At 72.2% G+C, this 23,119-nt stretch carries 22 protein-coding genes; 11 read left to right on the top strand and 11 right to left on the bottom strand.

What is annotated here, in order from left to right; translation table 11 throughout:
* Positions 1 to 7: 7 nt before the first annotated feature.
* Positions 8 to 682, bottom strand: coding sequence for a response regulator (locus ACZ6BB_RS02365; RefSeq protein ID WP_471613457.1), 675 nt, complete (start codon positions 680 to 682; stop codon positions 8 to 10).
* Positions 683 to 831: 149 nt separating this feature from the next.
* Between ACZ6BB_RS02365 and ACZ6BB_RS02360 the strand changes: the two genes are divergently transcribed.
* Positions 832 to 1,860, top strand: coding sequence for an aldo/keto reductase (locus tag ACZ6BB_RS02360; protein ID WP_471613456.1), 1,029 nt, complete (start codon positions 832 to 834; stop codon positions 1,858 to 1,860).
* Positions 1,861 to 1,878: 18 nt separating this feature from the next.
* On the opposite strand, the gene ACZ6BB_RS02355 is transcribed toward ACZ6BB_RS02360, so the two are convergent.
* Both ACZ6BB_RS02355 and ACZ6BB_RS02350 read right to left on the bottom strand, forming a co-directional pair.
* On the bottom strand, positions 1,879 to 2,724 hold the full coding sequence (locus tag ACZ6BB_RS02355) for a hypothetical protein (RefSeq protein WP_471614098.1): 846 nt from the start codon (positions 2,722 to 2,724) through the stop codon (positions 1,879 to 1,881).
* Between the two features lie 340 nt (positions 2,725 to 3,064).
* On the bottom strand, positions 3,065 to 4,366 hold the full coding sequence (locus ACZ6BB_RS02350) for a sensor histidine kinase (RefSeq protein WP_471613455.1): 1,302 nt from the start codon (positions 4,364 to 4,366) through the stop codon (positions 3,065 to 3,067).
* A 179-nt stretch (positions 4,367 to 4,545) separates the two neighbouring features.
* Between ACZ6BB_RS02350 and ACZ6BB_RS02345 the strand changes: the two genes are divergently transcribed.
* Entirely contained in the window at positions 4,546 to 4,749 is a 204-nt protein-coding gene (locus ACZ6BB_RS02345) for a hypothetical protein (protein ID WP_471613454.1), read from the top strand.
* A 58-nt stretch (positions 4,750 to 4,807) separates the two neighbouring features.
* On the opposite strand, the gene alc is transcribed toward ACZ6BB_RS02345, so the two are convergent.
* Together alc and allB are read right to left on the bottom strand one after the other, a co-directional pair.
* The gene (alc, locus tag ACZ6BB_RS02340) at positions 4,808 to 5,947 is read right to left on the bottom strand and encodes an allantoicase (RefSeq protein ID WP_471613453.1); all 1,140 of its coding nucleotides are present in this window, start codon (positions 5,945 to 5,947) and stop codon (positions 4,808 to 4,810) included.
* A gap of 52 nt (positions 5,948 to 5,999) precedes the next feature.
* Positions 6,000 to 7,340: an allantoinase AllB gene (gene allB, locus ACZ6BB_RS02335; RefSeq protein ID WP_471613452.1), complete on the bottom strand. Its 1,341-nt coding sequence runs from the start codon at positions 7,338 to 7,340 to the stop codon at positions 6,000 to 6,002.
* A 271-nt stretch (positions 7,341 to 7,611) separates the two neighbouring features.
* Here allB and ACZ6BB_RS02330 point away from each other — a divergent pair, with 271 nt between their 5' ends.
* Positions 7,612 to 8,421 (top strand): IclR family transcriptional regulator, encoded by an 810-nt coding sequence (locus tag ACZ6BB_RS02330; RefSeq protein WP_409090580.1) that lies wholly within the window; start codon positions 7,612 to 7,614, stop codon positions 8,419 to 8,421.
* Positions 8,422 to 8,533: 112 nt separating this feature from the next.
* On the opposite strand, the gene ACZ6BB_RS02325 is transcribed toward ACZ6BB_RS02330, so the two are convergent.
* On the bottom strand, positions 8,534 to 8,851 hold the full coding sequence (locus tag ACZ6BB_RS02325; RefSeq protein ID WP_471613451.1) for a DUF5955 family protein: 318 nt from the start codon (positions 8,849 to 8,851) through the stop codon (positions 8,534 to 8,536).
* A gap of 234 nt (positions 8,852 to 9,085) precedes the next feature.
* Between ACZ6BB_RS02325 and ACZ6BB_RS02320 the strand changes: the two genes are divergently transcribed.
* Entirely contained in the window at positions 9,086 to 9,703 is a 618-nt protein-coding gene (locus ACZ6BB_RS02320) for a nucleotidyltransferase family protein (RefSeq protein WP_471613450.1), read from the top strand.
* A gap of 187 nt (positions 9,704 to 9,890) precedes the next feature.
* Positions 9,891 to 11,525 (top strand): malate synthase A, encoded by a 1,635-nt coding sequence (gene aceB / locus ACZ6BB_RS02315; RefSeq protein ID WP_471613449.1) that lies wholly within the window; start codon positions 9,891 to 9,893, stop codon positions 11,523 to 11,525.
* Between the two features lie 10 nt (positions 11,526 to 11,535).
* Here the strand turns inward: aceB and ACZ6BB_RS02310 are convergent, their stop codons facing one another.
* Together ACZ6BB_RS02310 and ACZ6BB_RS02305 are read right to left on the bottom strand one after the other, a co-directional pair.
* On the bottom strand, positions 11,536 to 11,817 hold the full coding sequence (locus tag ACZ6BB_RS02310; RefSeq protein WP_471613448.1) for an Rdx family protein: 282 nt from the start codon (positions 11,815 to 11,817) through the stop codon (positions 11,536 to 11,538).
* Complete coding sequence (locus ACZ6BB_RS02305; protein WP_471613447.1) at positions 11,814 to 12,728, bottom strand: HipA family kinase; 915 nt, start codon at positions 12,726 to 12,728, stop codon at positions 11,814 to 11,816. The genes ACZ6BB_RS02310 and ACZ6BB_RS02305 overlap by 4 nt, the downstream gene beginning before the upstream one ends.
* A gap of 1,083 nt (positions 12,729 to 13,811) precedes the next feature.
* On the opposite strand from ACZ6BB_RS02305, the gene ACZ6BB_RS02300 reads away from it, so the two are divergent.
* From ACZ6BB_RS02300 to ACZ6BB_RS02280, 5 genes are all read left to right on the top strand, one after another.
* A complete protein-coding gene (locus ACZ6BB_RS02300) occupies positions 13,812 to 15,053 on the top strand; it encodes a PP2C family protein-serine/threonine phosphatase (RefSeq protein WP_471613446.1) in 1,242 nt (413 codons plus the stop codon).
* Between the two features lie 340 nt (positions 15,054 to 15,393).
* Positions 15,394 to 15,984, top strand: a complete 591-nt coding sequence (locus tag ACZ6BB_RS02295; RefSeq protein WP_471613445.1) for a DUF5994 family protein — start codon at positions 15,394 to 15,396, stop codon at positions 15,982 to 15,984.
* 998 nt (positions 15,985 to 16,982) lie between these two features.
* A complete protein-coding gene (locus ACZ6BB_RS02290; protein ID WP_471613444.1) occupies positions 16,983 to 17,540 on the top strand; it encodes a hypothetical protein in 558 nt (185 codons plus the stop codon).
* Between the two features lie 5 nt (positions 17,541 to 17,545).
* The gene (locus tag ACZ6BB_RS02285; protein WP_471613443.1) at positions 17,546 to 18,319 is read left to right on the top strand and encodes an ANTAR domain-containing protein; all 774 of its coding nucleotides are present in this window, start codon (positions 17,546 to 17,548) and stop codon (positions 18,317 to 18,319) included.
* Between the two features lie 79 nt (positions 18,320 to 18,398).
* Positions 18,399 to 19,115, top strand: a complete 717-nt coding sequence (locus ACZ6BB_RS02280) for a GAF and ANTAR domain-containing protein (RefSeq protein WP_471613442.1) — start codon at positions 18,399 to 18,401, stop codon at positions 19,113 to 19,115.
* A 355-nt stretch (positions 19,116 to 19,470) separates the two neighbouring features.
* Here the strand turns inward: ACZ6BB_RS02280 and ACZ6BB_RS02275 are convergent, their stop codons facing one another.
* Together ACZ6BB_RS02275 and ACZ6BB_RS02270 are read right to left on the bottom strand one after the other, a co-directional pair.
* Positions 19,471 to 19,836: an ANTAR domain-containing protein gene (locus ACZ6BB_RS02275; protein WP_471613441.1), complete on the bottom strand. Its 366-nt coding sequence runs from the start codon at positions 19,834 to 19,836 to the stop codon at positions 19,471 to 19,473.
* Positions 19,837 to 20,221: 385 nt separating this feature from the next.
* A complete protein-coding gene (locus tag ACZ6BB_RS02270) occupies positions 20,222 to 20,500 on the bottom strand; it encodes a hypothetical protein (RefSeq protein ID WP_471613440.1) in 279 nt (92 codons plus the stop codon).
* 378 nt (positions 20,501 to 20,878) lie between these two features.
* On the opposite strand from ACZ6BB_RS02270, the gene ACZ6BB_RS02265 reads away from it, so the two are divergent.
* A complete protein-coding gene (locus tag ACZ6BB_RS02265) occupies positions 20,879 to 21,091 on the top strand; it encodes a hypothetical protein (RefSeq protein WP_471613439.1) in 213 nt (70 codons plus the stop codon).
* Between the two features lie 110 nt (positions 21,092 to 21,201).
* Here the strand turns inward: ACZ6BB_RS02265 and ACZ6BB_RS02260 are convergent, their stop codons facing one another.
* Positions 21,202 to 22,968, bottom strand: a complete 1,767-nt coding sequence (locus tag ACZ6BB_RS02260) for an IucA/IucC family protein (protein ID WP_471613438.1) — start codon at positions 22,966 to 22,968, stop codon at positions 21,202 to 21,204.
* Positions 22,969 to 23,119 lie beyond the last annotated feature (151 nt).

The raw sequence follows: 23,119 nt of genomic DNA, 5'->3' as shown, positions 1-23,119 counted from the left end.
GCGCGGGTCAGAAGTGCCCGTCGTCCTCCAGCAGTCCCGCGTCATAGGTCAACAGGGCGATCTGCACACGGTTGTTGAGGTCGAGTTTGGCGAGGATGCGGGAGACGTGGGTCTTGACGGTGGCGACGCTGAGGAAGAGCTCCGCGGCGATCCCGGCGTTGGAGGCACCGCGGCCGACGGCGACGGCGACCTCGCGTTCGCGGTCGTTGAGGACGGCGAGGCGCGAACGGGCGGTTTCGCGGCGGGTGTCGGGGGCGCCGCCGGCGGCGTGGGCCATCAGCCGGCGGGTGACGGCGGGCGAGAGGACGGGGTCACCGGCCGCGACCCGGCGCACCGCCTCGACGATGTCGGCGGGCGGGGTGTCCTTGAGGACGAAGCCGGCGGCGCCCGCGCGCAGGGCGCGCAGGACCTGGTCGTCGGCGTGGAAGGTGGTGAGGACGACGACCTGGGGCCCGTCCGCGCGGGTGCGGAGCCGCTCGGTGGCGGTGAGGCCGTCGACGGTCGGCATCCGGATGTCCATGAGGACGACGTCCGGGCGTGTGCGGTCGACGAGGGCGTCCACCTCGTCGCCGTCGGCGCCCTCGCCCACGATCTCGATGTCGTCGGCGCCGCCCAGCATGAACGTGAGCCCGGCGCGCACGAGGGGGTCGTCGTCGACGAGGAGGAGTCGGATCGCGGTCATCGTCCCACCGTTCGGAAGTCGGTCATGAAGCACCTCTGGTGCCGGTCACGGGGTCCTACCGTAATGACGCTCCGTGCCCGGGCCGCCGCACCGTACCGGCCGACCCGTTAGTGTCGGCCGGTACGGCATTCAACTGACGGAGGTTTTGGGTGCGTTACCGACTCCTGGGCCGGACCGGGCTCCGCGTCTCCGAGCTGTTCCTGGGCGCCATGACGTTCGGGGAGCAGGGCGGGGTGGGGGCGCCCCGGGAGGAGTGCGCGCGGATCCTCGACGTGTACGCGGAGGCCGGCGGCAACGTGATCGACACGGCCGTCAACTACCGGGGCGGAGAGAGCGAGCGGATCGTCGGCGAGCTGCTCAAGGGCCGGCGCGACCGGTTCGTGCTGTCCACCAAGTACACCGTCTCCCGCGACGGCACCGACCCCAACGCGGCCGGCAACCACCGCAAGAACCTCGCGCTGTCCCTGGAGACGAGCCTGCGGCGGCTGGGCACCGACTACGTCGACCTCTACTGGGTGCACATCTGGGACCGGAACACCCCCGTCGAGGAGACGATGCGCGCCCTCGACGACGCCGTACGGTCCGGGAAGGTGCTCTACGTCGGTATCTCGGACGCCCCGGCCTGGGTGGTCGCGCGCGCCAACACTCTGGCGGAATGGCGGGGTTGGTCGGCGCTGTCGGCGCTGCAGGTGCCCTACAGCCTGCTGGAGAGGGACATCGAGCGCGAACTGCTGCCGATGGCGGAGGCGTTCGGCATGTCGGTGGCGGCCTGGAGTCCCCTGCAGAACGGCGTCCTGTCCGGCAAGTACACCCGCCCGGGCGGGGTGACACCGGGCACCGCGACCCGGCTGTCCGCCGAGGCGATCGGGGCGCGCGAGCGCGCGGTCGCGGAGGCCGTGCAGAACGCCGCGGACGAACTCGGCGCCACCCCGGCGCAGATCGCCATCGCCTGGACCATGGCCCACTCCCCCGCCGTCCACCCCATCATCGGCGCCCGCCGCGTCGAGCAGCTCATGGACAACCTGGGCGCCGCCCGCCTCGTCCTCCCCGAGGAGGTGCTGGCCGGGCTGGAGGAGACCACCGCCTTCCGTGTCGGCTTCCCCGGTGACTTCATCGACGAGGCGTCCGGCTGGGTGTACGGGACGGCGGGGCAGCGGGTGGTGCCCCGCCGGGCGTGATTCCGGCGGGGGCGCTCCTCACGCACGCAGGCGTACCCCGTACCGGGTGCGCAGCCGGCGGATCTCCCACCACGCGACGGCCGTCACCGAGGCCGGGCCGCCGATGAGGGCGGCGAGCTGGACCAGGGGCGGTCCCGGCGGCAGGCCGCCGACGGCGAGGTTGATGGCGGAGAACTCCCAGACCAGGGCGCCGGTGAGCAGCGCGGGGAGCGCGGGGTGCACATCGACGGTGTTGAAGGCGCTGCGCACGGCGGGCCCGGTGGCGAAGACGATGAACAGCAGCACCCAGAGCAGCGGGACGAGGAGGGCGAGGGGCGCCCACAGGCTCAGGTCCTGGTCGAGGCGGGTGCGGGTGTAGTAGATCGCTCCGGCGAGGAGCGGGATCGCGGTGAAGGCGCCGACGTACCACAGGGCGGACCTGCCGGCGGTGCGCAGCGGGGCGCGCATGGCCCGGCGCGCGTCCGGCGACGACCAGCGGAACAGGGCGGCGACGACCACGGGCGCGCTCAGGAGCAGCAGCCAGGGGGTGACCGTCAGCCTCATCATGAACTGCTGCTGCGCCTGGTCGACGTCCTCCGGCCTGCCGTACACCGCCAGGATCAGCAGTGACATGAGGGTGGCCGTCCAGGCGCGTCTGCGCTGCACCCGTGTCACGTCGTCGTCCAGGGCGCGGTGACGGGAGCGGGAGGGGAAGATCCGGCGGGCGGGACGGCGGGCCGAGCGCGCCAGCGGGTAGCCCACCAGCAGACCGACCACCATCGGCCACGCGCACATCGCGGCCATCGCCCAGAGGCAGCCGTGCAGCCGGAGCCCGCTCAGGAACTCCCTGAGCGGCGGCCATTCGTCCTCCCGCAGCCGCCGCACGAGCGTGGGCGGCGGGCCGTACGGGGGCTGGGGCGGGCCGTACGGGGGCAACGGCGGACCGTACGGGGGCTGGGGCGGCACGTACGGAGGATGCGGTGGGTACGGTCCTCCGTCGGGTGGCGGCCAGGGCGGCTGGTACGGATGGCGTCCCCCGAAACTCACTCCGCTGTCCCCTCCCGAGACGCACCCGGTGCTCCGTGCCGTACGGCACGCGCGCGACACCGGGGCCGTGGCGGTCGTACGAGCCGGAACGCTCGTACGGGTCAACTCGCCATCATGGGGGACGAGATGGCGTGGCGCACCCCGATATGGACGGTCCGCTCGAAGGTGGGGCCCGGAGTCAGTCCCAGGGCAGTGCCGCCCGCACCGCGAAACCGCCGTCGGCCTCGGGGCCGTGCTCCAGGCGGCCCCCGGCCAGGGTGGCGCGTTCGGTGAGGCCGATGAGGCCCTGGCCGGAGCCGGGAACGTGCGGGACCTCCCCCGGGGGCGCGGAGTTGCGTACGCGGACGGTGAGTCCCTCGCCCGGGGCGCCGTTGACGGTGACGGTGACCTCGGCGCCGGGGGCGTGCTTGCGGGCGTTGGTCAGGCACTCCTGCGCGATGCGGTACGCGGTGCGGCCGACGGAGGCGGGGACGGCGGCGCGGTCGGTGACGTGCTGGTCGAGGGTGACCTTCATGCCGGCCTCGCGGCACTCGGCGACGAGTGTGTCGAGCGCGGTGAGGGTGGGCTGGGGGCGGCCCGCCTCGTCGGGTTCGCCCGCGCGCAGCACGCCGATGATCTCCCGGAGATCCTGGAGGGCCTCGTGGGCGCTCTCCCGGACGACACCCGCCGCGCGGACGATCTCGGCGCGGGGCGCGTCGGGCCGGAACTCCAGCGCGCCCGCGTGCACGCTCAGCAGGGTCAGGCGGTGCGCCAGGACGTCGTGCATCTCCCGCGCGATGGACTCGCGGGCGAGCCGTTGCGCCTGCTCGGCCCGCAGCGCCGCCTCCGTCTCGGCGCGCCGGGCGCGGTCCCGGAAGCTGAGCATGAGCTGCCGCTTGGAGCGTACGAACATGCCCCAGCCGACGATCGCGGCGGTCAGGAGCAGGGTGAGGACCACCGACCACGAGTAGGCGATGTCCGGGTCGGGGCGCAGCCAGAAGAACAGCGGGTTCAGTACGAGGCTCGCGCCGCCGATCCAGGCCACGTAGCGGAAGGGCCGGTGCACGGTGAGCGTGAAGAGGGCGACGATGCCCGCGCCGCCCGCGGTGTTGGACACGAAGCAGACGGGGACCATCGCCACGGCGAGACCGACGGGCCAGCGGCGCCGGAGCCAGACGGCGGCGCAGGCGAGCGCGCCCAGTACCTGGTCGAGGACGGCGAAGGCCTGCGGCAGGTCGGGCTCGTTCCTGACCGTCTCCACGCCCAGCAGCCCGATGAACACGGCCAGCAGGAAGCAGGTGAAGTCGACGACCCAGTCGCGCGCGGTCCGTCCGGGCCGCCGTCCGGGGCGGCCGTGCCCGGGGCCGGAGCCGCGACCGGGCCCATGCCCGGGCCCGGGCCCGGGCCCGGGCACGAGGTCGTCGTCGAGCAAGGCCGACGGCAACAGCCAGCTCCGCCCGCGGAAGGCCGGCGGCTCCGCCACCGGCTTGTCACCATTCACGGTCGACAAATCTACGCAGGGACGGACCCCGCCACCTCCCCCGCGCCGGTGATCGCGACGAAAGTCGCGGCCCGGTCGACTTTCGTCGGCCCGCGGCCCCGTGGACGGGTACTCCGGTCGGACGGTTCCCGCCCCGCGGCCGATGAACGGGCGGGCACCGCGGGGCGAGGATCCCTGACATGAAGCAGTCGTTGGAGTTTTTCGGGTTCCTCGCCCTGCTGCAGGGCACGGGCGGTCTCGTGTACGAACTCACCGGCAAGCTGCGCTGGGGGGTGACCCAGCGGTGGAGCGCCCTGGACGGCTACGAGCTGTACGTGAGCATCGCGCTGATCGTCCTGGCGCTCGCCCTGTTCGCGGCGGCGGAGAGCCGGAGGTCCGGGTGACCCGCCGGCCGTGACGGGTCGCGTCGCGCCGTTCCCCGCGCACCTGGCGGGGCGCTGCTCAGCCGCCCAGTTCCTGGTGGCGGGCCGACAGGCGGGTTTCGCCCTCCTTCGTCAGGGAGCCGAAGAGGCGCAGCCGCGAGATGCCGCCGTCGGGGTAGATGTCGACGCGGGCGTGGGTGGCCACGACCGGGGCGTCGAGGACGAAGCGGTGCAGGGTGTCGGGCTGGAGGCGGGTACGCGGGAGGATCTCGGTCCAGTCGCCGTCGACGCCGTCCTCGCCGTCGCGCACCGAGACCGTGGCCCAGCCGGCCGCGTTGCCCTTGAGGTACGCCGTGTCGATCTCCAGCGCGCGGATCTCGGCCTGGGCGGCGAGGCGGTAGCGGATCCAGTCGTTGCCCTGGTCGCGGCGGCGGCGGGTCTCCCAGCACTCGTGCATCACCCGGGCGCGGCCGGGCTGGATGGTGTTGGTGGCGGGTGAGTAGAAGAGGTTGGAGGCGTCCTCGGCCCGGCCGCCGTTCTCCAGGGCGACCACGTCGAAGGTGCCGAGGGCGGCCAGCCAGGCCGGGTCCGGCACGACCTCGCCGTACACCCGCAGGCGGGCGACGCCGCCGTCGGGGTGCTGGTTGAGGCGGAGGTGGGTGAAGCGCTGCTCGACGGAGACCTGGAAGCCGTTGGCCGCGTGGCCGCCGACCGGGGTGCGCGGGACGAGCGTCGTCCACTTCACGTCGTCGGCGAGCAGGTCCTCCGGCGACGGGGAGCCGGCCACACATGCGGCCTCGACGGAGACGGCCTGCGGGTAGTTGCCCCGGAAGTGGGCCGTGTCGACGACGATCCCGCGGATCACACCGGGCGCGCCCAGGCGGATCAGGGCCCAGTCGTGGTCGTCGGCCGTCGGCCAGGGATGGTCGGCCGAGGCACCCCGGCGGCGGCGCGTCTCCCAGCCGTCCATGATCTTGCCCTTGTGCCCGAAGTGCTCGGGGTCGAACTCGGCGCGCTCGGGCACCAGCAGGTTCTCGCGCTGGGCGAAGAACTCGTCGTTGGCGGCGACCACACCGGCGCCGAGCCTGCGGTCGGCGAGGTCGGCGTACCGGGTGAAGGGGAAGTCGGCGGTGCGGTAGTCCGCGTACGGGTCACCGCCGCCGTACGGGCTCGCGTCGCCGGTGAAGCCCGCCGACGGGGAGTGCTGCTGCGCCGTCACGATGATCAGGTCTGCCTTTCGGTGGTCGTCCGCCGCGGGTGCGGTGGGTGGATCAGGGGGTGCGGGTGAGGAGTTGTCCCTTCGGGGCGGTGAACCGGCCGTCCGCGACGATGCGTTCGCCGCGCAGCCAGGTGGACTTGACCACGCCGTACAGGGTCTTGCCGGCGTACGCGGTGACGCGGTTGCGGTGGTGGAGCGCGGCCGGGTCGACGGTGAAGGTCTCGTCCGGGGCGAGGACGGCGAAGTCGGCGTCGCGGCCCGCCTCGATGGCACCCTTGCGGTCGTCGAGGCCCACCAGTTCGGCCGTGCGCGACGACATCCAGCGGACGACGTCCTCCAGGCCGTGGCCGCGCCTTCGGGCCTCCGTCCAGACCGCCGCGAGGCTCAGTTGCAGGCCGGAGATGCCGCCCCAGGCGGTGGCGAAGTCGTCGGTCTTCAGGTCGGCCGTGGACGGGGAGTGGTCGGTGACGACGCAGTCGATCGTGCCGTCCGCGAGGGCCTGCCACAGCAGGTCCTGGTTGGCGGACTCCCGGATGGGCGGGCAGCACTTGAACTCGCTGGCCCCGTCCGGGACTTCCTCGGCGGTGAGGGTGAGGTAGTGGGGGCAGGTCTCGACGGTGATGCGTACGCCGTCCCGTTTGGCCTCGGCGATCAGCGGGAGCGCGTCGCCGGAGGAGAGGTGGAGGACGTGGACGCGCGCGTCGAGGCGGCGGGCCTCGGCGACGAGGGTCGCGATGGCGCTGTCCTCGGCGTCGCGCGGGCGGGAGGCGAGGAAGTCCGCGTACCGCGGGCCGCCCCGCTGGGGTGCGGCGTCGAGGTGGTGCGGGTCCTCGGCGTGGACGATGAGCAGGCCCCCGAAGCCGGCGATCTCGGCCAGGGAGCGGGCGAGGCGGTCCCGGTCCAGGTGCGGGAACTCGTCCACGCCCGACGGCGACAGGAACGCCTTGAAGCCGAAGACCCCGGCGTCGTGCAGCGGCCGCAGCTCCTTGACGTTGTCGGGCAGGGCGCCGCCCCAGAAGCCGACGTCGATGTGCGCCTTGTCGGCGGCCACCTCGCGCTTGACGCGGAGATGGTCGGGTGTGGTGGTCGGCGGGAGGGAGTTGAGCGGCATGTCGACGAGGGTGGTGATGCCGCCGGCCGCCGCGGCGCGGGTGGCCGTCCAGAAGCCCTCCCAGTGGGTGCGGCCGGGGTCGTTCACATGGACGTGGGTGTCGACGAGGCCCGGCAGCAGGACGTGGTCGCCGAGATCCTCCAGGCGGGCACCGGACGGTACCTCGGCGTCGTACGGGAGGACGGCCGTGATCCTGCCGTCCGCGACGGCGACCGCGGCGGGGCGCGATCCCTCGGGGGTCAGGACACGCGTCGAGCGCACCACCAGTTCAGCCTCGGACACCGGGACCCCTCTCGCCGCACCGCTGTTCACTTCCGCGTCACGGTATTTACTTCCGCGTAACGGAATTCAACGTTCTGTTGAAGGAGTTTTCACTCCCGTCCGCACCCCGTCAAGGGCGCACCTTCCACTCTGCCTCGCCCACATCCACTCTGGATGTTTTCACAAGACGGAATTAGAATTCCACTGAGCAGAACGTAGTGACGCACAAGCGAGCAGTCAACGAACTGCCCGGTAGGCTGCGACCTCCCTGCCATCCGAAAGGACCGTGCCCGTGCCGACGTCCAGCGCCAGCGCCACCGAGTCCACCAAGTCGTCCTCCGGTGGTGTCCAGTCCCTGGAGCGCGCCTTCGATCTGCTGGAGCGGATGGCGGACGCCGGCGGCGAGGTGGGCCTCAGCGAGCTGTCCGCGAGCAGCGGGCTGCCGCTGCCGACCATCCACCGGCTGATGCGGACGCTGGTGGTCTGCGGCTACGTCCGCCAGCAGTCCAACCGGCGCTACGCCCTCGGCCCGCGCCTGATCCGCCTCGGCGAGTCCGCGTCCCGGCTGCTCGGCACCTGGGCGCGGCCCTACCTCGCGCGCCTGGTGGAGGAGACCGGCGAGACGGCGAACATGGCTCTCCTGGACGGCGACGAGATCGTGTACGTGGCCCAGGTGCCGTCCAAGCACTCCATGCGGATGTTCACCGAGGTGGGCCGCCGGGTGCTGCCCCACTCCACCGGCGTCGGCAAGGCCCTCCTCGCCGATGTCCCGGCCGAGGAGGTCCGCGCGCTGCTGTCCCGTACGGGCATGCCGGCCGCCACCGAGAAGACGATCACCACTCCCGAGGGCTTTCTGAGCGCCCTGGAGGAGGTCCGCCGGGTCGGGTACGCCGTCGACGACAACGAGCAGGAGATCGGCGTCCGTTGCCTCGCCGTCTCCGTCCCCGACTCCCCCACCGCCGCGGCCATCTCCATCTCCGGCCCCGCCGGGCGCGTCACCGAGGCGGCGACGGAGCGAATCGTGCCGGTGCTGCGGCAGGTGGCGGTGGAACTGTCGCAGGCCCTGGCGAGTTCGGGCGCGGGAACGGCTGCGGGGAACTGAGGGTGCGCGGTCGGGTGCGGGTCCGGCGGGGCTTCTCGCGCGGTGCCCCGCGCCCCTGAGAAAAGGGGACCGCACCGCCGCCCTTCCCCGCCCCGCCGGGTCGTCGGCGAGGTCAGCGCCGTCGCGGCGGCTCCCCGAAGAGCTCGACCGCCGTCCGCACGTCCGCCAGCCCTCCGGCCAACGCGCTCACCGACCCTATCGACCCCGCGATCAGCAAAAGGGACCGCCGCAACCGCGGCACCTCGGGCATGCCGGTGACCGCCATCGCCGCGAGCGCCGCCAGTTCCTCCTCGGCGATCCCGCGGTCGGGGAACTCCGCCGGATGCGCGGCCAGTTCACGGCGCAGCCGGGACACGGCCGACCGCAACCCCGCCACCTTCGGATCCTCGTCACTGCCGGTCACTGGCCTCTGCCCCAAGCTCCGCAACACAGCCCTCCCCCTCCCCGCCCGCTCCCTCGCGCGCGAGGCACGGCCGTGCACCCGAGCACGGCCCGCCACCGGTGGCGTCGGTCGGGCGCCGGAGGTGGCGCGGGACAGTTAACGCCAATCGGTGCGGCGAGCGCCACCACGGGGACCGAAATTCAGTCCCGGGACCTCACCCGGCCCACCGCCGGTCCGTCCGGCTTCACGCGCCGCCCTCGCCCGGTCGGGTATGCAGGGGACATGACGCACCATGAGACCCAGAGCCGGCCCCGGGACCCTGTCGTCGGGCTGCTGCTGGCCGCCGGCGGCGGGCGCCGCCTCGGCGGCCGCCCCAAGGCCCTGCTGACGCATCGCGGCCGTCCCCTGGTCGAGCACGCGGCCGGGGTGCTGCGGGCGGGCGGCTGCACCCGGATCCATGTGGTCCTGGGCGCCGACGCGGCGACCGTACGCGCGCGGGCCGAACTGTCCGGCTGCATCCTGGTCGACAACCCGGAGTGGGCCGAGGGCATGGGCTCCTCGCTGCGGGCAGGACTGGCGTCATTGGCCGGGACGGGCGCCGGCGCCGCCCTGGTCTCGCTCGTCGACCAGCCGGGGATCGGCGCGGAGGCGGTGGCCCGCGTCCTCGCCGCGTACGGGTCGGAGGACTCGCTCGCGGCCGCGGCGTACGACGGGGTGCGAGGCCATCCCGTCCTCTTCGGCGCCGCGCACTGGGCGGGCATCACCGGGGCCGCCACCGGCGATCAAGGGGCGCGCGCCTATCTGCGGGCCCATGACGACGCGCTCACGCTCGTCGAGTGCGGGGACGTCGCGCGGCCGTACGACATCGACACCGAGGCCGACCTGGCCCACCTGGAGTGAGGGTCACGGCACGCGGCGCCGTCGCGCCTCGACCCGAAGAATCTTGACATCAACAAAACATTGAACTTCCACCATGAGGAAACTAGTATCCATTTTCTAGATGCGCCCGACTCATCCACGGGCGTTCACCGTCCCACCCGGGTCGACCGACACCCGGTGCCACGCCCGCTGAAGGAAGTGACCGCTCATGTCCGCACCAGCGCCGTCCCCGCTGGCCATCGTCGACGCCGAGCCCCTGCCCCGCCAGGACGAGGTCCTCACCGAGGCCGCCCTCGCCTTCGTGGCCGAGCTGCACCGCCGGTTCACGCCCCGGCGTGACGAACTGCTGGCCCGCCGTGCGGAGCGGCGCGCCGAGATCGCCCGCACCTCCACGCTCGACTTCCTCCCGGAGACCGCCGCGATCCGCGCCGACGACTCGTGGCGGGTGGCCCCCTCCCCCGCCGCGCTGGACGACCGTCGCGTCGAGATCACCGGCCCCACCGACCGCAAGATGACGATCAACGCCCTCAACTCCGGGGCACGGGTCTGGCTCGCGGACTTCGAGGACGCCTCCGCACCGACCTGGGAGAACGTGGTCCTCGGCCAGGTGAACATGGCCGACGCCTACACCCGGAACATCGACTTCACCGACGAGCGCACCGGCAAGTCGTACAGCCTGCGCCCGAACGAGGAGCTGGCGACGGTCGTCATGCGCCCGCGCGGCTGGCACCTCGACGAGCGTCACCTCGTCGACGCCGACGGCACCCCCGTCCCCGGCGCGCTCGTCGACTTCGGCCTGTACTTCTTCCACAACGCCCAGCGGCTGCTGGACCTCGGCAAGGGCCCGTACTTCTACCTCCCGAAGACCGAGTCGCACCTCGAAGCCCGCCTGTGGAACGAGGTGTTCGTGTTCGCGCAGGAGTACTGCGGCATCCCGCAGGGCACGGTCCGCGCGACCGTCCTGATCGAGACGATCACGGCCGCGTACGAGATGGAGGAGATCCTCTACGAACTCCGCGACCACGCCTCCGGGTTGAACGCCGGCCGCTGGGACTACCTCTTCTCCATCGTGAAGAACTTCCGCGACGGCGGCGCCAGGTTCGTCCTCCCGGACCGCAACGCGGTCACGATGACGGCCCCGTTCATGCGGGCGTACACCGAACTCCTCGTCCGCACCTGCCACAAGCGCGGCGCGCACGCGATCGGCGGCATGGCCGCGTTCATCCCGTCGCGGCGCGACGAGGAGGTCAACAAGGTCGCGTTCGAGAAGGTCAAGGCCGACAAGGACCGCGAGGCCAAGGACGGCTTCGACGGCTCCTGGGTGGCCCACCCGGACCTGGTCCCGATCGCCATGGCCTCCTTCGACGCCGTCCTCGGCGACAAGCCGAACCAGAAGGACCGCCTCCGCGAGGACGTCGACGTGAAGGCCGCCGACCTGATCGCCGTCGACTCCCTCGACGCCCGGCCGACGTACGCCGGTCTCGTCAACGCCGTCCAGGTCGGCATCCGGTACATCGAGGCGTGGCTGCGCGGCCTCGGCGCCGTCGCCATCTTCAACCTCATGGAGGACGCGGCCACGGCCGAGATCTCCCGCTCCCAGATCTGGCAGTGGATCAACGCGGGCGTCGAGTTCGAGCACGACGGGAGCACGGTGCGGGCGACGCCGGAGCTGGCCCGCAAGGTCGCGGCCGACGAACTGGCCGCCGTCCGGGCCGAGATCGGCGAGGCGGCCTTCGCGGCCGGCCACTGGCAGCAGGCCCACGACCTGCTCCTCCAGGTCGCCCTCGACGAGGACTACGCCGACTTCCTGACCCTCCCGGCGTACGAGCAGCTCAAGGGCTGACCCGACTGCCCTACTCGCCCGCGGACCTGTCCGAGTGGCCCAGGGACCTTCCCGGGGCCACTCGGTCGCGTACGGCCTGCTTGACGGCCGTCGGCTCCGGGAAACCCTGTTCGCGGCGGTCCCACACCACCTCGCCGTCGACCCGGACGACGAAGACACCGCCGGTGCCGGGCCTGAGCGACAGCTCGGTCAGTTCCGTCTCGAAGGTGGTGAGCAGCTCCTGCGCGAGCCAGGCCGCGCGCGGCAGCCAGCGGCACTGGGTGCAGTACTCGATCTGTACGACGGGACTCATCCGAGGTGCACCGACCAATCCTGTTCAGCCGCCGGTTCGCCGTGCAGGTCGGGGACCTGTTTGAGCCAGTCCGGGCGGTCTCGCCGGGTCTTCGCCGCGCGCAGGGCCTGCTCGGCGGCGAGTTCCTCCCGGGTGGGGAAGTCGGTGGGGAGCCAGGCCGCGGAGGCCCGCACGCGCGCGTGGAGGTAGCGGACGTAGGCGTCGCGGACCTCGTCGGGCGACGCGAAGCCGTCCTCGGTGGACAGCCAGGCGTCAGGGACCTCGGCGACGATCCGCCGCAGCAGTTCCTCCGTCACCCTCGGCGCGAGTCCGGCGTCCGCCGCGCGCACGTCGGGGGCGTAGTGGCCGAGGGCGTGGTGGCGGAAGTCGTACGCCTTCGCGGGGTCGGAGGCGTCCCAGCGGTGGTGGAAGACGAGGGCCGCGCCGTGGTCGATCAGCCACAGGCGCGCGGGGGCGACACCGAGCGTGGGCCAGATCATGAGGTTCGAACTGTGCACGGTGCGGTCGACGTTGACGGTGAGGGCGTCGAGCCAGATGATCCGGCCGGCTTCGAGGGGGTCCACCCGGAACTCCTGCGCGACCTCCGGGGTGAAGTCCTTCGCGCCCGGCAGGTAGTCCATGCCGAGATTGAGGCCGGCGCTCGCGCCGTGCAGCTCCCGCACCTCCTGGTGGGGCTCGCTCTCGGCGATCGCCGGGTCGAAATGCGCGAGGACCAGCTCGGGGAAGCGCAGGCCGAGCGCCCGCGCCAGCTCACCAACGATCACCTCGGCGACCAGGGCCTTGCGTCCTTGCGCGGAGCCGGTGAACTTCACGACGTACGTGCCCAGGTCGTCGGCCTCGACGATGCCTGGGACGGAGCCGCCCGCCCGGAGTGGTTCGACATAGCGGGTCGCTTTGACTTCCCTCAACACTTTCTCAGACCACCCTGCCTCATCGACCTTGCAATCCATGAACAATCTCGGAGGCGTCCGAACAACGGGGCCTCCGACAGCGGGACATCCCCGTCATCGGCCCATCAGCGGTTCCCGGTGCCTGACCAGCAGCCCGTCGACGGCCGCCCGCGACTTGCCCATGGTCTCCGGCATGAAGTGAGCATAGTAACCGAGGGTGATCGCCGGTGATGAGTGCCCGAGCCTCGCACCGGCCGGACGTGCCGATCGGCGAGCAGGCGCCACCGATCGGCGGCGGGAGGGCCCCTGCTCGTCCGTGCGTGGTCTGAAAACGGTCCAGGTGATCGCGAAGACGTGGCCGGACGTCGTGCGCGGTCCGATGCTCCGCGGAGAAAGCCGGGTGGGTCCCGCGCCATCGTCCGGGAGCGGCTGTGGTCGCAGGCCGAGATGTGTCTGCTGGGGCAAGAGAACCACGAAACGCCGGATGCCCGAAATGTGAACCAGGCATAGCATGAAAGCGGGTCGGCACACTCTCACGTGCGACCGGCCCGGAAGGGCGACCCCGGTGTGTATACGCCGGGGTCGTTGGCGGACGGCGTGATCCGTTCCGCCGGCGTCCGAAGCGCGTCCGCGACGTCGTGGACCGGGCACAGGGCCGGCACTCTGGTGGCGTTTGTGGCGGTCCACCCGGACACCGCCACCGACCGGTCGGCCATGGCCACCGTCGGCCCCTCCGGTCGGAACCGGTTGCCCCCACCCGGCCCGCTCACGGGCGGGCCTCTGTCCTCGTCGCCCCAAGCCCTCTGTGGTGAACGGCAACTTGGGGGCGACATGCTGCTCATGGCGTAATCGGCTCGTCGAGCGGTCGGCGGTGCGAGCCTGTGCCGGTCGACGGCTTCGCCCCACGCTGATCGCCGTTGCCTGCTGGTGGATCCGAGCGGGACGGGGTGTGCGTTGTGCCGGGGACGGCGTCCGGATACACGGGCAAGGTGCCGGAGGCGCCGAATCCGTTCCGGCCGGCACAGGGCCGCCAGGCGAACACCGCGTGGACGAAGTCACCCCGATGAGGTCTGCCTGCCAGGGGACGAAGGGAACCGGACAGCGATGACGGACGATGGGCTCAGGCCGGACAGGCTCGGGGTGGACCGGTCGGAGGGGTTCGGCGAACGGCTGCTCGGGGTGCTGCTGGACCGGGCCCACGAGATGCCGCCGGATCTGATCGCCCCGCTCGTCGCGGAAGAGGTGGCCAGGGTAGGGGGGCGGGAGGTCTCCATCCTCCTGCAGGACTACGAACAGGTGCTGCTGGTGCCGCTGCCGGGCCGGAGGCTGAAGGTCGGCGGCCCCGAGCCGGTCGAGGACTCTCCCGCCGGCGAGGCCTTCCTGAGCCGCACGACGGTGGAGGTGCCGAGAAACGGCAATGTGCGGATGTATCTGCCGCTGCTGGACGGGAGCGACCAGATCGGGGTGATGGCCGTCACCCTGGACCACGTCGACGACGACGACCGGCGACTGCTCCGCAGACTCGCCGGTCTGGTCGCGGACATGATCGTCACCAAGGACGCCTACACCGACCTGTTCTTCCAGGCCCGCCGCAGCGCCCCGATGAGCGTGGCCGCGGAGATCCAGTGGTCGTTGCTGCCCCCGCTGTCGATGACCGTTCCGCAGGTCGAGGTGGCCGGGATCCTGGAGCCCGCCTACGACGTGGCCGGCGACAGCTTCGACTACGCCCTCAACGGAGACATCCTGCACATGGCCATGCTCGACGCGATGGGCCACGGACTCGACGCGGCGACCATGGCGACGGTGGCCGTCGGCGCCTACCGCCACACGCGGCGGGCCCATACGGATCTGTCCCAGGTGTACGCGTTCATGGACCGGGCCATCGACGAGCAGTTCGGCCCCGACCACTTCGTCACCGCGCAGATGATGATTCTGAACATCGCCACCGGCCGGCTGCAGTGGGTCAACGCCGGTCATCCGGCCCCGTTCCTGATCCGGGACCGCGCCGTGGTGGACCGGCTGGAGAGTCCGACCACGCTGCCGGTCGGCTTCGGCGGCGAGGAACCGGTGGTCAGCGAGCGGATGCTGCGACCCGGTGACCGGTTGCTGTGCTTCACCGACGGCTTGATCGAGGAGCACCAGGTCGGCGGGGATCAGTTCGGTGAGAAGCAGCTCATCGAATGGACCAACCGGATCCTCCGCGACCGCACAGAGGTACGGGCAGTGGTGCGAGCGCTCTCCCACGCCCTGAAACACGAACGCGGCGGCACCACGACCGACGACGCGACCATCTTCCTCGTCGAGTGGCGAGGCGGCGACGCCGATCGCCTCACCACCCTCGACTGAGCCCACCACGATGCACCGGCTGTCTCGCCGAAGCCTGCCACTGGCCTTCGGTCGTACCCGTGGACGCGGATACCGCGGGCGACGGCCACCCCTCGCCCGGTCGAGGACGCATCGCGATGGGTACCCCCATGGACTTCGGCCTCAGGGGATCTCGGACGGCCCCGGCCCGTGGACGCCTCCGGCTCACGTCACCAGGGCCGTAGGTGCGCATCGCGGCAGAGCGCGGAGTAGTGTGGTCACTACCGAGGGCACTTCGCACACCGGCTTCCACGCCGGGTCGTTCTCGGCGAGAGATGAAACCCGGGCCGCCACAGAGGCGGTCCGGAGACGGGTTCGCATCATGACGGCGACCTTGCTCCCCACTCCGCCGCACCACGCAGCTGCCCCGGCCGCGCGTCTCGCATTGAAGACCGACGGCGCGTCCCGCGGGCTCCTGGACGGGGCCTGGTGGCCCCGCTCCCGAGATCTGTTGGTGGAACTGCCCGCACTGACCGACGTGTTGGACCCTTTCTGGGGCCGCATCACCCGCATCGCCGTCAACCCGACGCACTGGCCGATCATCCCCCGCAAGGTTCCCGTGGACGGCCACGTCGTCAAGGTCGGTTGGTTCACCGCGGAAATAGACCCGAACAAGCTGCTGCTGCTCTCCCACGGCGCCGGTCGCTGGGACCTGCTGGTCATCCCGCCCGAGACAGGGGCGGAGTCGGCGGCCCGGCTCATGGCAGCCGCGTCCGACTACGACGGCCCGCCACTGACCGCGAGCGCGCTCATCGCCGCGGACGAGGCGCGGTACGGCGTCTGCGCGACCGGCGAACCACTGGACCCGGACGAATCATGGGAGTACGAAGGCGGTGCCTCCACGGTGTCCGCGGCCGTTTTGGAGCAGACCGGGCCGCCCGGTCGGGCCGGCCGTCCGATCATCGGTATGTGAGGGGGCGGCTGTGAACGTCCTCCTGACGGCCGCCGCCTTCGTGGTTCTCATCGCAGCGGGGGCCTACGTGATCCATCGGCTCAACATCCAGCACGCCGACAGAATCGCCGCCCGCCGGTACAGCGCCGCACCGCCCGGCCGGGGCAGTCGCGGCAGGCCGCAGCCGCCGGTGGGAACGGACCGGTCCGGGTCGTCGGTCGGCGGCGAGCGGACGGACCGGCACGACGGGGGCCGTGGCCGCCTCCCGCCAGGCCGCAACCGCACCGCTCGCCCCAGGTGACCAGCAGGTTTTCCGCCATGCACCCCGCACAGGGGTCGCCGAACCGGCTCCTGCCACCGGGTACGCCCGGGAACCCGTCGGGACCATGGACCGCGCGAGGAGCGGCCGGGACCCATGAACCGAGGCGTCAGGACTGCGCTCCGCGGCCGAACATCTACCGGCACGACCGGCACCGGCGGGCACTGATCACCCCGGCCGGTGAGATCGGCATCCTGGGATCGGGCTGATACGGACCCGTCCGGCACGCGGCGCTGGGACTAGGATGGTGCGGAGACGCCCCAGACCCCGGCGGCACGCTGTTGCTGAACACAGATGGCTGCGGGGTGCGGACTTCGTCCGTCACCCGCCCCATCCCTGGAGGGAGCCGGGCGTATCCGGCACACCGCGCAGGCTGCCGGGCCGGCCGCTGCTCCCGCCTTCGCCGTAGACCGCACATGCCGGGAGCGCGCTCCGGGAGTCGGGACTCCGACACCCGCGTCCGTTGCCGGCCGGCCTTTCCGAACCGAGGCGTCATGCCCCTGCCACAGCTCACCGTCCATCACCACGCCCGAAGGACACGGGCACTGATCACCCCGGCCGGTGAGATCGACCGCGCGTCCGTTCTCTCGGGCGATGCGTGATGACGGCCGCACCCAGGCGGGGGCAGTCACGGAAGCAGACGGACGGCGAGACCTCCGCCATGGCTCCGACTCGGTTGCGCCGAGTCGACCGGTGTCTGGTGGAAAGCCTGCGTGAGGAACTGATGGATCTGTACGGGGCGTCCCGCGCGACGACACCGGGTGATCCGTACCGCCGTCCCGGCCGCCAGGATTTCTCGGACCGTCTCACCACGGACATGCGCCGACCGGGGTTCACCATGGTGATCGCGGAGACGGACGGCCTGACGGGATGCGCCTTCGGGTTCCCGGTGTGCGGCGACGGATCCTGGTGGCTCGGCTTCGAGGGGACGCTGCCGCGTCGCGTCGGGCAACTCACCGTGTGCGGCGGCGTCTTCGCCTTCGCCGGCATCATGATCCGGCCCCACCCGCAGGACGGGGTGATCGCCCGTCGTGTGCAGGAGCGGCTGCTGACCGACCGCCAGGCATCGCTCGGCGCCACCTTGGTGGACCATGCCGATCGCCCGACTCTCTCCGCGCTTCGCTCCTGGGGGTGGCTGGACATCGGAGAGCTTCGCAGGCCGCTGGCCGCCACCACGTTGCGCGCGCTGGTGTACCCCCTCGGGGAGCACCCTCACGACGAAGCTGGAGAGCCTCGTCACCATCCCCCGAGGCGGTGACCCGGATGGGACCTGACAGGCGATCGGACCGCATACGGCTGCTGGTCGCCGAGCAGGCGGTCCGACGAGGCGCCCGCGTCGGTGTCGTGGATGTGTGCACCGCGGCCGTGGCCGCGCTGCCGGTCGGCGGTGCAGGGCTGTCGGCGATGTCACGGACCGCTGCGAGCCATCCTCTGTGCAGCACCGACGACATCAGCGAGCAGTTGGAGGAGCTCCAGCTCACGCTGGGCGAGGGGCCCTGTGTGGACGCCTTCGCAAGCGGCTCGGCCGTTCTGACACCCGATCTGCTCACCGCTGAACTTCCTTTACGCTGGGCCGTGTTCACCGATGCGGCCCTGAGTACAGGAGCCCGCGCGGTGTTCTCCCTCCCCTTGCGGAAGGGCGCGATCAGCCCGGGAGTCCTGGACCTGTACGCCGGCATTCCGACCGCACTGGCCGCGGAGGAGCTGGCCGACGCCATGGCGTTCGCCGACCTCGCGACACTGCTCCTGCTCGATACAGGGATCGACGAGACGGGCGCACCCACCGACGGACCGATGCCGGACCGCGGCTTCGAGGACCTGGGCGCGTATCGGGCGGAGATCGACCAGGCCAGCGGGATGATCACGGTCCAGCTCGGAGTCGGCATCGAGGAAGCCTTCGTCCGGCTCCGCGCCTACGCCTACGCGCGGGGACGCCGGCTCGCCGACGTGGCCGCGGATGTGGTGGCCCGTCGGCTTCGTCTCTCACCGGACACGGACACGGAGTCGGAGCCGGAGCAGTCCGATGAGGAAACCTGACCTCTCATTACCGGCCGAGCAACAGGCCGTCCTTCCCGCCCCTTCGGGCCGGGACCGGTCTCAATCGAGGGTGCCCACCATGGACCAACAACTTCTGGCCAAGACCTTCGTCGAGCTGGCCGACAACCTCGTCGCCGACTTCGACCTCATCGATTTCCTGTGCCTGCTGACCGACCGCTGCGTCGGCATTCTCGACGCGAGCGCCGCCGGGGTGCTGCTCGCCGACCAGGACGGCAGACTCCGGCTCATGGCCGCCTCGGACGAACAGGTGCGCCTGCTGGAACTTTTCCAGCTGCAGAACGACGAAGGCCCCTGCCTCGAGTGCTTCCGCACCAACACACCGGTGGTCGTCCACGACCTGACCCGGGAGATCGACCGCTGGCCGCGCTTCGTCACGGCGGCCCACCGCAGCGGCTTCGGAGCGGTGCAGGCCCTGCCCATGCGCCTGCGGGCGGAGACCGTGGGCGCCCTGAACCTCTTCCGCGCCGCCCCCGGCCCCTTCGACCCGGCCGCCACCCTCATCGCCCAGGCGCTGGCGGACGTCGCCACCATCAGCCTGCTGCAACAACGCACCGCTCAGCGCAGCACGATGCTCAACGAGCAGTTGCAGACGGCGCTGAACAGCCGGGTGCTGATCGAACAGGCCAAGGGAAAGCTCGCCGAACGCCAGGGAATCGACATGGAGCAGTCGTTCCGGTCGCTGCGCGGCTACGCCCGCGCCCACAACCGGCGCCTGGCCGACGTGGCCCGCGCCCTCATCGACGACTCCGAACCACTCATCGGCCTGGGGTCCTGACCCGCACCCTTGTGGAGACCCGCTGCCGCTCCGCGCAGAAGGCCGCCTCCCGTCGTACGCCGAGCGGCACCGCGGGCCGGGGGGCGGGCCTCGCTGGACGAGCATCCGCAGCGCGAAGGTGATCGCGTGGGTACGGGCTGGCGGAATCGTCCAAGTCCCGCGGTGCAAAACGGCGGCGGGGAACGGCCCTCTCGGGTTCCTGACCAGACTTCCCTCCGGCGGACCTCCGAGGCGTGCGCGGCGGAAGCCGGTGACTCAGCCATGGGCCGCCGGGCCTGCCCTCGGCCGCGCACGGTCGCGTGCCCGGCGGCGCAGTTCCCGTACGCGCCGCGACACATGCTCGACCCGGAGTTCGTCACGGAAGGGCCGTTCCCGCCGCGTGGAAGCGCCGCAGTGCTCCGCGCAGCTCCCGCCGTACCGGTTCCGGAAGGCTCCGGTCCTCGGTCGTGGCGACCAGAGCCTCGGCCACGTCCCGGAGCTTGGTGTTGCTGCGCTGCGACACGTCCACCAGCAGGTCCCAGGCTCTGTCACGGGAACACGGTGCCAAGGCCATGAGCATGCCGCGCGCCTGGTCGATCACCTCCCGGCTCTCCATCGCTCGCGCCAACTGCTGGTTCTCGGCGCGCAGTTCGACCACCTCGGCCAGCAGGACCGCGTGCGCCACCGACGGCAGGGTCCTCGGCAACCGCTGTTCCGCACCGGGCGGGTTCACCTGGCGCATGGTCCGTATCTCATCGCGCAGTCATCCCGTCCAAAGGTGGTCGACGACGTGCCAGTTGCCGTTCTCCGGCCGCGCCGGGCCTGCAGGCCGGTCCGTAGTGGCGGAAGATCTCCTCCTCCTGCCCGGCGGGCAGCACGTCGTCGGTACCGATCGAAGGGGCCTGCTTCACGAGCGCTCTGACGTAGCCGACCCTGAGATGGCCCGGCCCGACGATCGCGTTCGTGGTGGGGACGAGGAACGTGAGTCGCGCCCCCGGTCCCGCACCGGACGTCGCCGCGGCGCACGACGCGGCTCGCGCCCGGTCCGCACCCGCGTTCCGTGCCGCAGGCGCGTTCCACCGGGCCGCGGCCCGCGGATCCCGCCGTTCACCGGGCCACTTGACGGGTCATCCACGGCGTTCGCGGTCCTGACGGTCCTCGCGCCGCCGGCGCGCCCGGTGCTGACGGCTGTAGCGGCGGTCCCAGCGGTCCTGACGATCCCGGCGGTTCTCGTAGTCCCGATAGTCACCGAGATCGGACCCGTCGCCACGGATCCAGCCTCCCCCACGATCGCGGCCGTGGCGGGTGGCGACGAACAGCATCACCGCCGCGGCCACCCACCAGAGGGGCTCTAGGAAGCCGAGGCCGAACAGGACCGCGATGAGGACGAGGAGCACGACGAACACGATGGGCCTCCCCAGGAACGGAACACAGCGTCGACGCCGGGGACTGGGGCCTCACCCCACAGCGTAGCCCTGCGCAAGGGTCACGGATACCGTGCGAGGCCAACGCGTGCCGTCTTCCTTGAATGGCCGCTCGGCACCTGTCGGAAACCCGCCGCAAGGGCTAGCGTGCCAACTGCCGCCCCGGCCCCCGGCAGCGTCGCACCGCCCAGGCGCCCCGAGGGGGCGCACTCCGCGCATCGGTGCCGGAACCCGCGTCGTCACGAGCGAGGTCGCTCCCGCACGGGTCCGTCGTCGCATGACCCTGGCGCGCCCCCGATGTGCTCCAAGCGGGCACCAGCTGCTGCCCGCCGCGTCGCACATATCCCGCAGGCGGTACACATGTACGCGCTGATCCTTCCCGCTTCGACCCCCTTCGTGCTGCTTGCCGCCCTGATGGCCCTGTCCTGGTGGGAGGACCGCATCCTGCCGACACCACCGGTCGAGGCTGCCGAAGCCCCCACGGAGGCTCCGCTCGCCCCGGGGGCCCCTGCCCGGCTCCCTGAACTCGTCCGCGTCGAGCCCGCGTCGACACGGGACGTCGCCGGGCGTTGACCGGCAGCACGGCGTAGGGCTGCGCCGCTCCGCAGCCCGCGCACAGCACGGCTCGCGGCCGTACGTCCCCAGGCCGTCGGACTCGACGACCCCGCGCACGGAGCCGCCGTTCAGACGGACGGTCGCCCGGCTCGGCCGGGCGTCCGCCTGACCGGGTTGGGCAGCGGCAGGTAGCGCGCGTCCGCGCCGTCCGCGCCGGTCCACCTCAGCAGCAGGTTCGTCTTGCCCGGCAGCGTGGGCGCGTCGAGGAGGCCGACGGCCTCGGGCACGTCGTCGTGGCGCGCCAACTGCCTCCGCACGGCGGGCCAGGGGTCGATCCCGGGGTGGTGTTCGACCAGGGCCGCGGCGATCTCCAGGAGGTTGTTGACGAAGAGGCAGTAGACCAGCCGCTCCCAGCCCGCCTCGCGTGTCACGTCCGGGATGAGCTTCACGCCCTCGGCGTCCCGGTACAGGGCCCGCACGGCCGTTCCCGAGGGGTCGCAGGCGATGAGGGTGTTCTGCAGGTGGGCCTCCAGGACGACACCGTGGTCGTGGAAGGCGGTGAGGGCCGGGGGGACGACCGCGCGCAGATACGCCTCCCACCAGGCGCCGGGGTCGGCGGCACGGGCCAGCGGGTTGTCCGGGAAGGCGTCGGTGTCCTCGGTGAGGGCGGCGGCGAGGAAAGGGGTCGTGCCGGGGGGCACATGGCCGCGCAGGCCGTCCCGGACCAGGACCGCCAGCTCCTCGAAGGCGAAGTCGGCGGTGCGGTAGCCGCGGTCGCTCAGCCAGGCGCCGGGCGCCCCGCCGAAGGCCTCGGTGACCGCCCGGTCCGTCCGGCGCAGCCTGAGCAGATCGTGGCGCCACAGGCGGCGGATGTCGTTGGTGATCCGCACGTCCAGGCTGAACTTGAGAAAGAGGTCGGGGGCGACCGGCCCGGATGCGGGCGGCGCCTCGGGCACGTACAGCGTGCGGATCGCCGCCGTCGGCCACGCCTCGGCGTCCGTCCGGCCCAGTCGGACGAGGCGGCCGTCGGCGAAGGCGTCGGTCAGCTCACCGCCCACAAGATCGAGTTGCCAGGGATGGGCGGGAAGGAGCCGGTAGCCGGGCGGGGCCGCGCCCAGCGCGTCGAGGGCGCTGGTGTCCCCCTCCTCGACCACCGTGTCCGCACGGACCCCGAGGAGGACCAGCGGGAACGCGGCGTACACCTCGGGCGCGTAGGGCAGCCAGCCGGTGACCGGGCCGCCGCCGCGGGCCTTGGGGGCGGGGTGGAACGGGTGACCGGTGATCAGGGACTGCTCGGAGCGCCGGTACGGGTCCTCGGGCGCCGGTGTGCGGGCGCGCGCGGCGAGGAGAGCGGCCACCGCCTCGCGGCTGTCGAGCATCTCGGCGGGCAGTTCGGGGTTGGACAGACCGGTGAGGGCGCGGAGTTCCCCGGCGGTGAGTTCGACGAGTTCGGTGTGGTCGAGCGCCTGCCAGGCACCCGCCGTGCGCACCTCGGGGTGCGTGGGGCGCCGGGTACCGCGCACCCGCAGAAGCCGCCCCCCGGCCCGGAGACGATGCACCATGCCCCCACCCGACGACGCGACGGGCTCCGCCGCTTCCCGCAGAAGACAGTTGAGCAGCGGAGCGGCGGCATGGGCGTCGGCGGCGAGACCGAGGGCGTCATCGGGGTCGTCGCCGGACGAGGCGCCGCCGCCGTGGGCCCGGCCGTCACCGTCACCGGACAGGACACCCGCGTCGCGTCCCGCCGGGCCGCTCCCGCCGCCGGGCGGGACGTCGCCTCCGCGAACCGGCCATGTACCGCCGCCGGACGGATCGGGGGCGGCGGCCGACGGATCGGGGGCGACGTCGGGCGGGCCGGGGGTGCCACGAGGCGGGTCGGTGTCCACGGGGTCCATTCGTTCCTTACGGTGCACTCGTGATCAGTATGTCTGCCCGTCGCGCAGCGTCGCGACGCTGCCGGGTGCGGTTCCGGCGGGAGACGGCCGCGGGCCGTCCCGTCCGGGGGCGGCCCGTGCGCGTCGGCGTCGCGAAGCGGCCACGTGGGGT

Source organism: Streptomyces sp. NPDC041108, from assembly GCF_055592645.1.
The sequence above is the reverse complement of the archived record's forward strand: the minus strand, read 5'-3'. Positions and strand labels throughout refer to the sequence as shown.